This window comes from Bradyrhizobium sp. WU425, assembly GCF_021052305.1.
Lineage (GTDB): Bacteria > Pseudomonadota > Alphaproteobacteria > Rhizobiales > Xanthobacteraceae > Bradyrhizobium > Bradyrhizobium canariense_D.
The window spans coordinates 6551709-6566036 of sequence record NZ_CP088089.1 but is presented as its reverse complement, the minus strand read 5'-3'; the positions used below and the strand labels follow the sequence as shown (position 1 = coordinate 6566036).

Sequence of the window (14328 nt, the reverse complement as noted above, 5' to 3'; positions counted from 1 at the left end):
GCCTTGAAGGCATCGGCCCACTTTGGAGTGCATAGGATCTTCGCACGCGGCAAGGGTCGCAAGTACGTGATTGCAGACAGCGCACTGAAACGTATGCAAGTCCACGCCTGCGCGTTCTAGCTCGATACTGACCAGCATCATCGAAGATTTGCACCTCGGACAGGCGGGGCGCTGCAATGCGATGGGCGCAAAGGCGGGCGGCGGGTGTTCAGATTGGGTCATAGGTGCTTCCCTCAAGGCGGGAGCCCAACACTCTCAGTCACCGGTAATGCCTCGGTGCGGACGCCGGCGATGGAACGAGTATGCGCCGAATGGGGTCTTAATCGCGAGTCAATTCCCGGTGCGCTGGTTCGTGCGCCAGCGGTTTGCGGCGCGCGCCCGCCGGCTTGCCCTTCCGGACCATCATGCTGTGCCGCTTCAGCGGCAACGTGAGCTGCTTGTCAAAGCGCCTGGTCCCGTTGGCGCTGAGGAAGCCCTCAAGGGCGGCCCGCTTCATCGTCGCTGTCGACCGCGCGCTGGGCCAGCGCGTCCGCGGGTCAGTCAGACTTCCGGAGCGCTCGTTCGCTAGCAGCCAACGTCCGGTAGCTCCGTTCCATGGCTTCCAGATGCTTGCGCGCGAAGGGGTCCTTTACCGTCTCCAGCGCGATCCGGTATCGCCCCCGCAGTGCTCGCTGTAGCGCCCGCGCTGCCCACCGAGACCCGCAGATCGGCGCCGGACGTTTACGGTGAGCCAGGGGGAAAGCAGGGATAACTCTAGCATATGAGGAACATTGGGTGGTTGCGGTGTAGGTTGCCGCAACCAGCCCGCCGGCTGATTCGTCCCTCCGAGGAAATCAACGAATGTCCAAGGATTTCAGTCGCCTGCCGCCGAAGCCGGGCCAATTGCAAATCAACCAAAAGCAGGGCTCACTGCCCCTTGAGATCGACAAACAGACGGAGATCCAAGGTATCGGAATGGGCGTCCTCAAGGACGGAACGCCGTTCCTAAATCAACGCGGCTTGGCCCGCCTTTGCGGCGTCGAGAATGCCCATATCGGGACGATCAGTTCGCAGTGGAATGAGCCCGATCAGAAGCCCAGGATCAAAGCGGTCAAAGAGCTTCTTGCCAGTCGCGGTATCACCGTAGAGTCACCGCACCTTGTTCTGACTGTGGAAGGCAAACCAATGTTTGCCTACCCTGACAAGGTCAGCTTGGCGATCCTCGAATACTATGCATTCGAGGCCGGCAACAATGCCCGCGAAGAAGCCCGGAAGAACTTCCGCATCCTCGCCGGGAGCGCGCTGCAAGACTTTATCTACACTCAAACCGGCTACGACCCGTCCCAGCAAATCCCGATAGCTTGGCAGCTCTTCCACGACCGAGTATCGCTGGTTTACGATAGCGTGCCGGCGGGGCACTTCAGCATCTTCAAGGAAATTGCTGATTTGATCGTGACGCTGATCCGTGGCGGCGCTCCGGTGGGGCCTTCTTTCATTCCAGACGGCAGCGTGGGGATTCAGTGGGGCAAGCACTGGACCGATGGCGAGCTTGACGCGTTGTTTGGGCCTCGCATCAAATACGATCACGAATATCCCCCAAACTTCCCGCAGTCAGCGTCCAACCCCCAACACGTTTGGTGCTACCCCGACGCTTCGCTTCCCGAATTTCGGCGGTGGGCTCGCGAGCATTATATTCCGAATTGTTTGCCGGGCTATCTGGGCGGAAAAGAGCGGCAAGGCCTTCTGCCGCCCTCGTTCACCCAACTTGCAATAGCGGCGATCCAATCCCGCAAGGATATTCCACGCCTCACCTGAGGCGTGCTTTTGTCGCGCGCCATGGAAAACTGCCCCTCGGCGCCATGAGGAATTGCCCCCTCCTTGGGTAGCCAAGGAGAGAGCAAATGAACGAGGAGCGAATCACTAGAGGCTCGTCGTGGAGTTGATCCACGGGGGCAGGTAATGAAGACGCCGGATGACGTGGCGGAGATGTTGCGCCTGAGGGCGTGCGGATGGGGGCTGAAGCGGATTGCGCGCGAGCTGGGCTGCAGCCATCACACGGTGAAGGGTTATGTGGCGGCGGGCGGGGTGAAGCCGTTTAAGTCGCCCGAGAGGCCGCAACGGCTCCATGGCCTTGAGGGCTGGCTGCGTGAGAGGTTCATTCGCCATCGTGGCAATGCGGACGTGGTGCGCCAGGATCTATTGAATGAGAAAGGCGTGACCGTCAGCCGGCGAACGCTGCAGCGCACGGTGCAGCCTTATCGGCAGGCGCTGAAGGCGGAGGCGCTTGCGACGACGCGGTTCGAGACACCTCCGGGTCGCCAGCTGCAAATCGACTTCGGGGAGCGTCTGGTCGAGATCGGCGGAACGAAGGTCAAGGCATTCGTGTTCGTGGCGACGCTCGGACATTCGCGACGGCTCCATGTGCGAGCGTTCCGGCCGAAAAGCAAGAACACTGGTTTGCCGGGCTCGAGAGCACATTCACCACCTTCAGCGGTGTACCCGAGGAAGTGCTGATGGATAACCCACGCGCACTTGTGGTGCGCCACGACGCGGTGAGCCGGTCGGTTCAGTTCAACGACAGGCTGATTGCCTTCTCGAAGCACTGGGGCTTCCGTCCTCGCGCCTGCGCACCATATCGGGCACGCACAAAGGGCAAGACGGAGAATGGCGTTGGCTATGTGAAGAAGAACGCGATCGCAGGTCATTCCTTTGCAAGTTGGGAAGCGTTTGAGGCCCATCTCGCCAGGTGGGAGCGAGAGGTTGCGAACGTCCGTATCCACGGCACGACCGGCGAAGCACCGATCATCCGCTTCGCACGAGACGAGGCCCACCGGTTAAAACCGCTCGGCGGGCGGCCCTCGTTCGGATCATTGCGCGAGCTAACCCGGATCGTCGGCAATGATTGTGCCATCGAGATCGACACCAACAGTTACTCGGTACCGTGGCGCCTTATTGGTGAGCGGGTCGCGGTGACCGTCGCGGCCGGCGAGGTGCGGATCCGCCATGGCGTGCACCAGGTCGCGGTTCACGAGCAATCGAAGGGGCGCCGGCTGCGGATCGTCGATCCGATCCATCTCGATGGTGTTGCCGGGCGCAATGGCGCGGTCCGCCGCCCGGAGATTGCAGCGGCGGTGCAGGAATCGTCTCCCCCGCATTCATTGTTGCGTCCGCTTGCCGAATACGAAGCCGTGATCGGGGGAAGCTTCTGATGACGCGCGCAAAGAAGGCAACCGAAGCACCGACTGATCCCCTTGATGCCATGCTGGCGCGATTGCAGCTCTCCGGCATCCGCGATCAGCTTGATAGTTTGCTCGACGAGGCTGCGCGCGCGAACCTGTCGGCGCGTGAGACGCTGATCCTGCTGTGCGAACGTGAGATCGCGCGCAAGGATCATCGTCGCATCGATATGGCGCTGAAGCTTGCACACTTCCCGGCCGTAAAGGAGCTCGCAGGCTTCGACTTCGAGGCGCAGCCCTCGATCGATCCCAAGCAGATCCGCGACTTGGCCGCGTCACGTTGGATCGCCAACGGCGAGAATGTGCTGCTGCTCGGCCCGCCGGGCGTCGGTAAGACGCACTTGTCGATCGCACTCGGGCGAGAAGCGATCCTGGCCGGTTACACCGTGCAGTTCACCACGGCGACGACGCTCGTCGCGGGCCTGGCCAAGGCGCATGGCGAGCGGCGCCTGACGAGAAGCTGCTCGCGCTGGCGAAGCCAAAGCTGCTTATCGTTGACGAGCTCGGCTATCTGCCGCTGGAGCCGGACGCCGCGCATCTGTTCTTCCAACTGGTCAGCCGCCGTTACGAAAGCGGTGCCATGCTGATCACGTCGAACCGCAGCGTTGCCGAATGGGGCACCGTGTTCGCCGATCCCGTGGTCGCCACCGCGATCCTCAACCGGCTCCTGCACCACAGCCACGTGCTGACGATCCGCGGCGACAGCTACCGGCTCCGCGCCAAACGGAAGAGCGGCCTCATCAAGGCGCCGCCCGCCGGTGACGGCCCTCCGGTCGGCTCCGCCTCCCTCCGTCCCGTCACCGGCGGAAACAACCATCAAACGACATCATGAAACCGAGGGTGGGGGCAGTTCTTCATGACGCAAAGGGGGCAGTTCCGATGGCGTTTGACAGCTTTTGTTCGCTCGGGGGCCGACTTGATCGGCGTCGCCCAGCGGCACTCCCGGCGCTCTGAACCGCAATTGAATTGGCAGCCGGGAGCATTGGGGCTGAAGCATGACCAGTGCCATGTTCGCCCCAGAATGACAATGTGTCTCCGGTAGTTGTACGGAGTCCATTTTCGGAACGGAGTGTTCTACCGTCGGAACACCGGCGAGATTTTGAGTACCACTTTTTAATTTGCCCGGGATGGCCGCAGTGGGGCTGGAACCACGCTGCGGCCTTTCTCTTGAGCGAACCCAATTCTTTTTTGACCCGTATCTGACGACGCAGTGTTTTCCGGGGGACGATTTGTGAGCATCCAAGGCATCGTGGCGACTATATTGGAGCAAGAGCTCGCCGCGCGGGGCGTGCGGTCATTGCGGCATTCCGATTGCATGGAGATAGTGGAAAATCTGATCGTTCGCTTGAAGGAGTTGGACCAGGAATTAGCTGCGCGGAATAGCGAGCGAAGCTAGACGCTCACCACGCCTTTGCGTAAGTGACCTCGGAGGCTCGCCGCCTATCTCTTCCGGAAGAACTGGGCCAAATCCGCCAATAGGCCGAAGCTGAACCGGAAGCCCGCTGGCGGTCGCGGTCGGTCGTCTTCCGAGGAGGCATTGCAGTGTGGGCAAGGGTCGCCGGCTGCGCCGCAGCCGCAGGCGTGCGGCCCATCCCAAGAGCGGTCTGGATGGGCTTCGCAGACCCAGCCAGTGTCTTCGCAGGCGGCGCAGTTCATGGATCAACCTTCGGGCCATCCGATCTTGGCCTCGGATGCACGCGCGCGTCGACCAAGACCTCGGTGATGGCATCGCGAAGCCCGTCGCGATCGAGGATGCGGATCAGCCGGTCGACCGTCGCCTCCGCGTCGCTCTCGTGCGTGAGGTAGTCGGCCAGCGCCATCATGGCGAGGTCGTAGCTCTGTTCGATTTGCTCGGCTGGGGTCAGGCGAGCCATCACAGGTCCTCCCGCAGGCCTTTGAAGAATGGATGCCGGACCTTGCCCTCGGCCGACTTGCCCCGGTACTCGATCTCAGCGAGTAGCTTGGGCTCGACCCAGATGCCCTTGTGCGCGACGCGCTTGGCGTAGGGCTGCGTCTTCCGGATCAGCGGCTTAAGCCGCTTCCGCAGCTCGGCCTCTGCCGACTTGTCGAAGCCATGGTCGACCTTGCCGGCCTAGACTAGGTCCTCGCCATTGCGCCGACCCAGGAAGATGCCGTCCCACTTGCTGCCGTCCAGGGCGAAGCCAGCGATGGCCAGGGTCTCGCGATGAGCACAGGTCGTCTTGACCCAGTAGTCGCCGCGCCCGCCGAGATAAGGTGAGTCCGCCACCTTGGAGACGATGCCCTCCAGTCCGGCTTGGCAGGCACGCTGATAGAGTTCGGCGCCGTCCATCTCGAGGTGCTCGCTGTACTGGATAGGCGTGTCGGAAATCAGCTCCTTGAGAATCGCCTTGCGCTTGTCCAGGGCAAGCGGCGAAGGTCTCGACCTTTGAAGTACAGCAGGTCGAACGCCACCATGATGATGTTCTGGGCACGGCCCCTCAGGCTGTTCTGGAGCTGCGAGAAGTCCGTCTTGCCGCCTTCACCGGGGACGACGATCTCGCCGTCGACGATGGCGGAGCTGGCTTTGATCGGGAATCTTGCGAAACCGCCTGGTCCAGTCGTGGCCGCGCCGGGTGAAGACCTTGATCTCCTCGCCAACGACGTGGAGCTGGGCGCGGTAGCCGTCGTACTTGATCTCATGCAGCCAGCGGTCACCGCGAGGAACCCGCTCGACTTGCTCGGCCAGCAGAGGCTCGGTGAAGCCGGGATACGGCGTCTTCACCCCGATCGGCACGACCTTCTTACGCTGGGACGCCACTCACAGACTCCACGCAACATCAGATTACAGATTGAGGTCAGGCGGCTCCCCGTAGAGGCAGCGCCAGTTGAACGGCAAACGGCCTGGAAGCGTTGGCCTCGATCAACGCCTGTAAGGCTGGCGTGATCTCGGCGCGCCCTGTGACGCGCTCGGCAAACTCGTCGGCGATCTCGCTGGTGGCATCGCGAGACCAGCCCTAAGTCGTATTGAAGGCGACGATGCGGACTGGATAGGCGTACTGGCCAGACATCAGGTCGCGGATGATGGTCTCGACGTTGGTGTCCTGCTCGTCGGTCTCGCGCTAGGAGCAGCCGGCGCGGGCGCCGAAGCCTTCCAAGACGAGGTAAATGTCCCCGATCGAGCCGATCCAGCGGCACGATCGACGGCGCATGACGCATGACGCAACTCCTACTCAAAGAGGAGCAATTGTCCGGCTGGCGGATCGTTCCGGCCGCTCCTTCTGGCTGGCTGAGCCAGGACCGGGACCAACCATGAAAGAGGCCGCCTATTGAGGCGGCCTCAGTTCTTGTGTTCCGCAGGTGCTTACCTTGAGCTATCTCAAGGTATTTATTCCGCGCATGAACACGTGCGAACACGAGTGTAGATATCTTCGTTTTTGCCTACAGATGCGATTGCGTTGCCGCGACCTTGAGCTGGGAACGCGCCGAGCCACCGGTTGAGGACTGCCGGGGTGACGTTGCGTCGGCTGCCATGATGAGGAATCTGAACGAGAGTTGGCTGAAGACTGGGAAAATTGTTCTCAGCGTAGTCGGCTGCTTCGTTAAGCCCGTCTGGACCAACATCGGCGGTCAGCAGGATGCTCTTAGTACCGAATGTCCCCATCTGAACTACCGAAGTCTCGTTCGAAGCGGAGGTGCTTGGAGGGTTGTTGTCCAGCGTTTCGAGGTCGAGACGCTTCTTTATTTTTTCGACCACGTTGCGCAAAGCGCTTCCGAAGACCGATCCGAGTCCGGCCGTGTCACTCCGGTAAGCTGTGGGGGTCTTGTCGAGATCAGGAATGAGACGAACGTAGCGTTCACGACTAGGAGCCAAGACTTTGAAAGCACCTATCTGAGCACCTTGCAGAGGTGCACGGATTTGGATGCCTCGCTCGGCCGCAATTGTTTCCATCTCCACCAGATAGGGATGCATTTCCCGCATTCGCTTGACGAGGCCCTCACGAGTGTAGGCGCCGTGAAACTTATCGAGCACTTCGTCCACGTAGTCCCAGGGGCGGTTCATCCAGAGCGTGTGGATGGTAAAGCCCTCATGTTGGAGCACCTTTATCAGGCCGCACGCGTGATCATTGTCTGCGTGGGACAAGACGACATTGGCGATGTTGGCGGGCTTCGCGTAGTACCGCTCGACGTGGGAAATGATCTGCTCGCCAGTGTCGGTAAAGCCGCCATCCACAATGTTGATGTAAAATGCGCTGTCTTTGGTATCGCCCCATCGGACGACAATAGCGTCGCCATTGCTGTCACCAGCCCGGAGGAAATCGATTTCGTACGGCAATGCACGCTCCTATGCACGGCCGTCGTCTCGGACGGTCGTGAGCTGAGGCGATCTGGGCAAAAATCGGAAAGTTGTGTAGGCCCCCTAGCTGCAGCTATGTGGTGCGTCTGCCTTTTGAAGCAATAGTAAGAAAGGAGGAATCGCGCAGTCTTCCACTGACACTTGATTTATATATACGTCAGCAGACCTGACGCATGCTGCACTAAGCCGCTTCTTTGGTGGCTGCATCGCTGCGTCGTGTGCGCGAAATATAGTCCGCAATGGCATCCACTGCTTGCCGCTTCTCAGCCTGCATGTCGTAACGGTCATAGGTCTTTCCGCTGCCGACAATGGCATGATGCGTGAGCGCCTCCGTCGTGTCGCGCGGGATTCCCATCGTCCGCGCCCAGGTCGTGGCTGACCGGCGCGCGTCATGCGGAGACCATTCGGCCATTTTCAACTTCAGCCGGAGACGGCGCACAGCTTGCGACAGGGCATGTCGGTCAATCGGCTTGTCGCCCTTGCCCCGAGTGGACGGGAAGACGTACGGGCTATCGTGTAACCAGCAGGCTCCATAGTTCGAATGCGCCCTTCTTCTCCACGCCACAACGGCGCACGCCATGCGGCGTAGACCCTCGCGGGAAGGGATTCGGAGCTCCTCACCGGGGGCACTCGAGAAAGGGCCCGCCGTGATGAAGTATGCCGGCGTCGCTATCACTGCTCCGTTCCCGGGTGCCCTCTTAACTAATAGGAGCGAGCCCCACGCCGGTCGGCAGCGCGGCCGGACCCAGGCTGATCGAGCAGAAAGACGGCTCATCACAAGGGTCAAACGCTGCCAATCGCCGTGGTTGCAATGGTAAAAGTTCCTTCGCCGACTTACTGGGGGCAGGATGGTTAAGGCATTTCGGAATTTGATCATGGCACTTACTTTTGTGGGAGTTGCCGGCTGCAACATGTTTTGGAATTTCATGAACGACTATATGGCCTATGGCCTTGCGCTGGCGGCTTCAGTTGCAGCCGGCTTTTGCGTTGAGCGCATCTTCATCGAGCGGTCCCGTCGGGAGATGATCCGCCTCCATGGCGCGGACTGGCATTCGGCGGAGAACCGACAGCTCGACTCATGAGCATCACCTGTCGCGCGCTCATCGTTTTCATCATCCGATTGCTCGCATTCGACCCGAGGGGCCTAGCCCGATGATCAAACCAGTCCATCCATTCCGGTTCGCACGCATCGAGCGCCTGCGAGAACTGCTTGAACCAGACTCCGACACGGCAGTTGATCTGAATGCGGGTGTGAGCACCACGGAGCTGGTGAGACCCGATCCGCCAATGCTCGATGCAGGCTTGATAATCGGTCGTGATCCAGGAAGGGGCGAACTGGGCCCTTCGTTGCGAGCCATGCGAGCACTACGGCACGGCAACCGGTCAATACGCCCGAGTAGCACCACGATCTGGAAGAGCGATGACCATAAGCCGGCCCCGAGGTAGGGGATGCCGAAAGCGAACTCCCGGCTCCGTTGGTCCTTATCGCTTACAATATTGCCACAGGGCTCTCGTCGTAGTCGTCACCAGCGCCAGCCGTCCGAACTAAGTCGGGCGCGAGGCTTATGGCAACAGCTGGCGGAGAAGCAGTGCATGAGCTGGCAACCTGATGATTGAAGGCGGCCCTATGTGGTGTCCCTCACCGGACGGCAGGTCGTCACTGGAAACCAGCACTATCTGCTCTGGCGACGTGGTCTCGAGAACCACTTCGAGCGACATTGCCGAGCCGACGCGGCGGCAACTCATGGCGTTAGTGGACAACCCAGCCAATGAGCGGCAAGAGCGGAGCCTCAAAGGACTCGGCGGGACCACTATACCTTCCTCCGTGGTACCTCGGCGAAGGTTGCCTCGAGCACAACCTGCTCGCGCCTATCGAGCGCCAACGAAACCCGTGCCCAAAGGTCGCGCGACGACGCGTCTCGTGGTGAAAGATCGACGAGCTTTCTTGTTTGCCGTGGGGCCGGGAGCGGCGGGCGAAGGTAGAGGGATGATCTTTTTTGCAGCGTGCCCGGGTTGTGCCCCAGACTTTTCGGGGCACAATGTAGGGGAAGCAAGTCGCTAAGTCACTAAAAATGCTGGAGAAATGGTGGGCGCACAAGGGATCGAACCTTGGACCTCTCCCGTGTGAAGGGAACGCTCTCCCGCTGAGCTATGCACCCGAAACCATCATGCAGGCGACCCGAGTTTCGGCCGCCGATGCTTTGGAGCCCGCGATTTAGAAGTGCAGGCCGAAGGTGTCAAGTTTCGAGGCGCTGCCGGGCCGGAAAACCTTCCCCCGGACCCGCAATTCGGCGGTCAGACCATCTTGGGGCCGCTTACGCGCCCTGCTGGCGGGCGCGGGAGGCGTGGGCCTGGAGCGCGCGGATGCGTTCGGCCAGTGTTCCGCCGCCTTCGGGCAGGGTGCCTGCGGCGGTGCCGTTGGCAGGGGCGTCGTTGGCCGGGCGTGGCGCCGGCCTCGGCGGCTGGCCGGCCTCCGCCGCGAGCAGGGCCTCGATCGGCGAGTTCGGCCCTTCGAGCTGCATCGCGAGCTTGGCCACCTCGGCTGCGATGTCGTTGATGCGTTCGCGCAGCAGCGCGTTCTCCATCCGCTCGGTCGCCCAGGAGCTCTCGGCCTGTTGCTGGATCGCGTTGATGTCGCGCTGGAGCTTGGCGCGCTCGTCGCGGGCGGTGCGCAGCTGCTCCTCGAGCGCGGTCTTTTCCGCGCGGATCGATTCCATTGCGGCCGAGGACTTGCCGCCGCTCAACGCCGCGATCTCAACGCGCAGCTCCTTGATGATGCGCTCATTGGCCTCGTTGGCCTGGCGGAGCTGGTTGTTCTCATAGTCGCGTTCGGCGAGCAGCTTGCCCTGCGTGGCAAGGCGTCCCTCGAGATCGCCGACGCGGCCCGACAACATCTCGGCCTCTTTCACCTGCACGATGAGTTGGCGATCGAGGTCGGTGACGCGCTGGCTGAGGTTCTCGACGCGGCCGCGGGCGTCGCCGAGCTCGCGCGAAGCGGTCTCGGACTCGGTGCGCTCCTGCGCCAGCCGCGCCTGTGTCGCGGCAAATTCCTTTTCGGCGTCGCCGACGCGGTGCTTCAGCTCCTCGATCTGCGCACGGACCGCGACCAGCTCGACCTGACGGCTCTCCGCCATCATCGAGCGGTCGGACAGTTCGGAATTGATCTTTGCGAGCTCGCCCTGCTTGTCGGTCAGCGCGAGCTCGGCGGCGCGCAGGGCTGCGGTCTTGGTGTTGAATTCCTCTTCGGTGGCGCGGAGCTGCTCCTTCACCGCCTTCTCGCGCGCTTCGAGCGCGAAGATCGTGGCGTTCTTCTCGCCGAGCTCGATCTTCATGCGGTTGATGGCGTCGCTCTTCTTGCCGAGCTCGGCGAGCTGGCTCGTGGTCTTGTTCTTGAGCTGGTCGACGCTCATCTCCAGCCGTCGCGCCGACATGGCGAACTCGGCGCGGAGCTGGTCCTTGTCGGCCTGGATCTCGGCCATCGACAACGGCGTGGCGGCCTCGAGCCGGCGCGTGGTCAGGCGCACGGCGCGGTTATGCACCAGCGGCACGATCGCGAGCCCGCACAGCATCGAGAGCAGGAAACCGATCGCCAGGTACATGATCGGTTCGACCATGGGCCAGAACTCCCAAAGCTAAGGAAAAATTTACCAAGGACATTGCATGCGGGGCCGGCAAAAAGCCAGCCCCGACATGTCGTTAACCTTGATCCGTCGCCGGAGGGGAAAGCGGAACGCTAGAACGGGTTCCAGGTCGCGCGCGGGGTGAATTTCAAATAGCCGATATTGGCTCCCAGCCGCAGGCCGAGGCCCGAGCGGATCGGCACCAGCACGATGTTGTTGGCGGTGAGCGCCGTCATGCCGAAGCCGCCGATGATGTAGGCCGAGCCGTCGAGGCCGGCGAAGCGCTGGTAGATCGCGTTGGTGGCGGGCAGATTATAGACCAGCGTCATGGTGCGCGCGCCGTCGCCACCCCAGTCGAAGCCGAGCGAGGGACCCTGCCAGTAGACCCTGAGGTCACCTGCGTTCTTGGTGTAGAGCGTGCCTTCGCCGTAGCGCAGGCCGGCGACGAAAGCGCCGGACCCTTCCTCACCGAGGATATAGCCGTTGGGCAGGCCCCATTGGCTGACCGCCTTCTCGATGATCGAGGCGAGACCGCGCGAGACGTTGCCGAAGAAGCGATGCCCGGCGTTCACGAGTTCGTCCGGCCCATAGGTGCTGGGCGTCTGGGTCCGCTGCGGCGGCGGCAAGTCGGGCGGCGGCGGCTGCTGGGCGGAAGCCGGACTGATCCACCCGACCATCGCGGCAAGCGCGACTGCGGCAAGGCGTGATGCGAAAGTCATAAAAGAACCCCTGGTATCGAATCCGGTCGCTTCCTTAACCTGGCGCCAACAGGCGCGGCTCTAGGTTGCGCCGGATGTCCCCTCGACTCGGATGTTATCCGCAGCAACTATGACGGCACAACGGCAGGAAGCCAGCCCTTTGCGCCCCGGAATTGCCTTGATCGGCCTTCTGGTCTGCATGCTGTCGGGCATTTGGATCCTCTGCGCGGGGTTGCCGGCGCAGGCGGCCACCACCGAGCGGATCGTCGTCAACCGTTTCAGTGGCGTGGCGGTCGAGGGCTTCGACCCCGTGGCCTATTTCGTCGCTGGCACGGCCGTGCAGGGGACGGCCGAGTTCGAGGCGAACCTGTGGGGCGCCGTCTGGCGCTTTCGGAACGAGGGCAACCGGGCGTCTTTCCTCGCCCATCCCGAGGTCTACGGGCCGCAGTTCGGCGGCTACGATCCGGTCGATATCGCCCGCGGCGTCATCATCGCCGGTAACCCCCGCTTCTTCGCGATCGCGGCGCAGCGGCTCTATCTGTTCAGCCGGGAAGCCAATCGCGACGCCTTCGCCGCCAATCCCGAGCGCTTCCTCTATGAGGTGGGCAAGCGCTGGCCCGCCCTCCAGGACAAGCTCAGCCAGTAGGCCCCTTTACGACCTCAGAGTCTTGCCGCCTGCGGGTCACCCCAGGCAATGAACTCCGGGATGATGAAGCCGCCATCGTGCCGCTCGCCGAAGCGGAGCGCGCCGCCCTTGCCGTCGGTCACGCTGCCGCCGGCCGCGGTCACGACCGCGTAGCCGGCCCCGACGTCCCATTCACAAGTGGGCCCGAAGCGGGGGTAGATGTCGGCACTGCCTTCCGCGATCCGTCCGAATTTCACGGCCGAGCCGACCGCCTTTCTGACGGCGCTGGGGCGATGATCGATGAACGCCTCGGTTCGGGGATCTCCATGCGAGCGGCTCACCGCGGCGATCCAGGGTTCGCCCAGGGGCGGCAGCTTGCGGGTATGGATCGGCTCGGCAGCGCCGATGGTTGCGCCGTCGAACCCGACGCGCTCGGCGCCACGGCCGACGATGCCGCGCCAGAGCAGCCCGAGTGCCGGCGCGCTGACGATGCCCAGCAGCGGCACGCCCGATGTCACCAGGGCAAGGTTGACGGTGAACTCGTCGCGCCCGGCGACGAACTCCTTGGTGCCGTCGAGCGGGTCGATCAGGAAGAAGCTGGCGCGGAACGGCGGCGAGGCGAGCTGGGTCCGCTCTTCCGAGAGCGTCGGGATGTCGCCCGCAAGCTGTGCCAGCCCGTCCGCGATGATGCGGTCGGCGGCAAGGTCGGCCTCGGTCACCGGCGAGCCATCCTGCTTGCCGTCGACCCGCATCGCCGCGCGGTTGACCGCGAGGATGGCTTCGCCGGCCTTCACCACCAGCGCGGTGAGCGGCTCCATCAGGTGGGAGGCGGCCGCGCCGTCGATGATCCGCTTCACCTGCATGCCTCATTCATCGGCAATTCCATCCCTAAGCGAGTGATTCGCCGCGGCATTAGGGCCGCTTCGAACCGATCGGAAGCTAGCTGCCACGTGCCAGCGAATGTTAGAACCTGCGGCATTCGTCAAGCATGCTTGATTCGCCGCGTCCGCGCCGTGCAATTCCAGGAACCCTTTATGTCTGACGCATCGTCACCCGCTACCGCCACCGCTCCAGATGCGCTCGAACTCGCTGCGCTGCTGTGCTCGCGGGTCTGCCACGATCTCATCAGCCCTGTCGGCGCCATCGTCAATGGGCTCGAAGTGCTCGACGATGATCCCAAGCCCGACGACCGCGAGTTCGCACTCGACTTGATACGCAAGAGCGCGAAAACCGCCTCCGCTCGCCTCCAGTTCTGCCGCCTCGCCTTTGGTGCGGCCGGCTCGTCCGGCGCGCAGATCGATCTCGGCGATGCCCAGACCATGGCGCGCGGCCACATCGAGGACGGCAAGTGCTCGATCACCTGGAATCTGCCGCGGATCTTGCTGCCGAAGAATCGCGTCAAGCTGCTGCTCAACATGCTGGTCGTTTCGCAGCACACGATCCCGCGCGGCGGCACGCTGACGATCGATCCGATCGGCGAGGGCGAGACCATGAGCTTCCGCATCACCGCGACCGGACATAATGCGCGCCTGCCGCAGAACATCTCCGAGCTCCTGAGCGGCGAGCGCGGCCCGGCTGCGGATGCACATGCGATCCAGCCTTATTATACGCGGCTGTTGGCAGAGGCTTGCGGGCTGACCGTGAGGCTCGCGCACGAAGGCGAGGCCATCACCATTATCGCGTCGTAGACACGCCGTCGCTCCTCAGACCTTAATCAAATCTTTACGAGGCGCTTCGGCTTGTCCGGAGCGCCTTATCTCTTTGTTGGTTCCGTTCTTTTCCACATACTCAACCATTATTAAACGCTTTGCGGTGAAGCTGGCCCCATTCCGAATTGGCGCATCACGTCTTGTGT

11 protein-coding genes, 1 tRNA gene and 4 pseudogenes are annotated in these 14328 nt (G+C 62.5%); 6 read left to right on the top strand and 10 right to left on the bottom strand.

What is annotated here, in order from left to right:
- Positions 1 to 319: 319 nt before the first annotated feature.
- Entirely contained in the window at positions 320 to 496 is a 177-nt protein-coding gene (locus tag BcanWU425_RS31680) for a hypothetical protein (RefSeq protein WP_158091660.1), read from the bottom strand.
- A 344-nt stretch (positions 497 to 840) separates the two neighbouring features.
- Between BcanWU425_RS31680 and BcanWU425_RS31675 the strand changes: the two genes are divergently transcribed.
- The 3 genes and pseudogenes from BcanWU425_RS31675 to istB all read left to right on the top strand — a co-directional run bounded on the left by BcanWU425_RS31675 (position 841) and on the right by istB (position 4047).
- Positions 841 to 1794 (top strand): hypothetical protein, encoded by a 954-nt coding sequence (locus BcanWU425_RS31675; protein WP_085383167.1) that lies wholly within the window; start codon positions 841 to 843, stop codon positions 1792 to 1794.
- Positions 1795 to 1938: 144 nt separating this feature from the next.
- Positions 1939 to 3188, top strand: a pseudogene (gene istA / locus BcanWU425_RS37765) (IS21 family transposase).
- Positions 3188 to 4047 (top strand): annotated as a pseudogene (gene istB / locus BcanWU425_RS31660) (IS21-like element helper ATPase IstB). Before istA ends, istB begins: the two co-directional pseudogenes overlap by 1 nt.
- 820 nt (positions 4048 to 4867) lie before the next feature.
- Here the strand turns inward: istB and BcanWU425_RS31655 are convergent.
- The 5 genes and pseudogenes from BcanWU425_RS31655 to BcanWU425_RS31635 form a co-directional block, all read right to left on the bottom strand.
- Positions 4868 to 5089: a hypothetical protein gene (locus BcanWU425_RS31655; protein ID WP_231188878.1), complete on the bottom strand. Its 222-nt coding sequence runs from the start codon at positions 5087 to 5089 to the stop codon at positions 4868 to 4870.
- A pseudogene (gene ligD / locus BcanWU425_RS31650) lies at positions 5089 to 5994 on the bottom strand (non-homologous end-joining DNA ligase). Before ligD ends, BcanWU425_RS31655 begins: the two are co-directional and overlap by 1 nt.
- 37 nt (positions 5995 to 6031) lie before the next feature.
- A pseudogene (locus BcanWU425_RS31645) lies at positions 6032 to 6392 on the bottom strand (hypothetical protein).
- A 169-nt stretch (positions 6393 to 6561) separates the two neighbouring features.
- Positions 6562 to 7509: a hypothetical protein gene (locus BcanWU425_RS31640; RefSeq protein WP_231188874.1), complete on the bottom strand. Its 948-nt coding sequence runs from the start codon at positions 7507 to 7509 to the stop codon at positions 6562 to 6564.
- Between the two features lie 202 nt (positions 7510 to 7711).
- Positions 7712 to 7885 (bottom strand): hypothetical protein, encoded by a 174-nt coding sequence (locus BcanWU425_RS31635; RefSeq protein ID WP_231188871.1) that lies wholly within the window; start codon positions 7883 to 7885, stop codon positions 7712 to 7714.
- 520 nt (positions 7886 to 8405) lie between these two features.
- Here BcanWU425_RS31635 and BcanWU425_RS31630 point away from each other — a divergent pair.
- Complete coding sequence (locus tag BcanWU425_RS31630; protein ID WP_231188869.1) at positions 8406 to 8612, top strand: hypothetical protein; 207 nt, start codon at positions 8406 to 8408, stop codon at positions 8610 to 8612.
- A gap of 1002 nt (positions 8613 to 9614) precedes the next feature.
- Here the strand turns inward: BcanWU425_RS31630 and BcanWU425_RS31625 are convergent.
- The 3 genes from BcanWU425_RS31625 to BcanWU425_RS31615 all read right to left on the bottom strand — a co-directional run bounded on the left by BcanWU425_RS31625 (position 9615) and on the right by BcanWU425_RS31615 (position 11869).
- Positions 9615 to 9689, bottom strand: a tRNA-Val gene (locus tag BcanWU425_RS31625).
- A gap of 156 nt (positions 9690 to 9845) precedes the next feature.
- Positions 9846 to 11144, bottom strand: coding sequence for a hypothetical protein (locus tag BcanWU425_RS31620; protein WP_018458351.1), 1299 nt, complete (start codon positions 11142 to 11144; stop codon positions 9846 to 9848).
- Between the two features lie 119 nt (positions 11145 to 11263).
- Positions 11264 to 11869, bottom strand: a complete 606-nt coding sequence (locus tag BcanWU425_RS31615) for a DUF1134 domain-containing protein (RefSeq protein ID WP_018458350.1) — start codon at positions 11867 to 11869, stop codon at positions 11264 to 11266.
- Positions 11870 to 12008: 139 nt separating this feature from the next.
- Between BcanWU425_RS31615 and BcanWU425_RS31610 the strand changes: the two genes are divergently transcribed.
- Positions 12009 to 12494 (top strand): YHS domain-containing (seleno)protein, encoded by a 486-nt coding sequence (locus BcanWU425_RS31610; protein ID WP_204513698.1) that lies wholly within the window; start codon positions 12009 to 12011, stop codon positions 12492 to 12494.
- Between the two features lie 14 nt (positions 12495 to 12508).
- On the opposite strand, the gene BcanWU425_RS31605 is transcribed toward BcanWU425_RS31610, so the two are convergent.
- Complete coding sequence (locus BcanWU425_RS31605) at positions 12509 to 13336, bottom strand: 3'(2'),5'-bisphosphate nucleotidase CysQ family protein (protein ID WP_085348586.1); 828 nt, start codon at positions 13334 to 13336, stop codon at positions 12509 to 12511.
- A gap of 171 nt (positions 13337 to 13507) precedes the next feature.
- On the opposite strand from BcanWU425_RS31605, the gene chpT reads away from it, so the two are divergent.
- Positions 13508 to 14161, top strand: a complete 654-nt coding sequence (gene chpT / locus BcanWU425_RS31600) for a histidine phosphotransferase ChpT (protein ID WP_018458347.1) — start codon at positions 13508 to 13510, stop codon at positions 14159 to 14161.
- Positions 14162 to 14328 lie beyond the last annotated feature (167 nt).

Bases quoted from the DNA above. Each gene is read 5' to 3' on its own strand.
- BcanWU425_RS31675 (WP_085383167.1), top strand. From the start codon at position 841: ATGTCCAAGGATTTCAGTCGCCTGCCGCCGAAGCCGGGCCAATTGCAA.
- chpT (WP_018458347.1), top strand. From the start codon at position 13,508: ATGTCTGACGCATCGTCACCCGCTACCGCCACCGCTCCAGATGCGCTC.
- BcanWU425_RS31615 (WP_018458350.1), bottom strand. From the start codon at position 11,869: ATGACTTTCGCATCACGCCTTGCCGCAGTCGCGCTTGCCGCGATGGTC.
- BcanWU425_RS31620 (WP_018458351.1), bottom strand. From the start codon at position 11,144: ATGGTCGAACCGATCATGTACCTGGCGATCGGTTTCCTGCTCTCGATG.
- BcanWU425_RS31630 (WP_231188869.1), top strand. From the start codon at position 8,406: ATGGCACTTACTTTTGTGGGAGTTGCCGGCTGCAACATGTTTTGGAAT.
- BcanWU425_RS31655 (WP_231188878.1), bottom strand. From the start codon at position 5,089: ATGGCTCGCCTGACCCCAGCCGAGCAAATCGAACAGAGCTACGACCTC.
- BcanWU425_RS31680 (WP_158091660.1), bottom strand. From the start codon at position 496: ATGAAGCGGGCCGCCCTTGAGGGCTTCCTCAGCGCCAACGGGACCAGG.
- BcanWU425_RS31635 (WP_231188871.1), bottom strand. From the start codon at position 7,885: ATGGGAATCCCGCGCGACACGACGGAGGCGCTCACGCATCATGCCATT.
- BcanWU425_RS31605 (WP_085348586.1), bottom strand. From the start codon at position 13,336: ATGCAGGTGAAGCGGATCATCGACGGCGCGGCCGCCTCCCACCTGATG.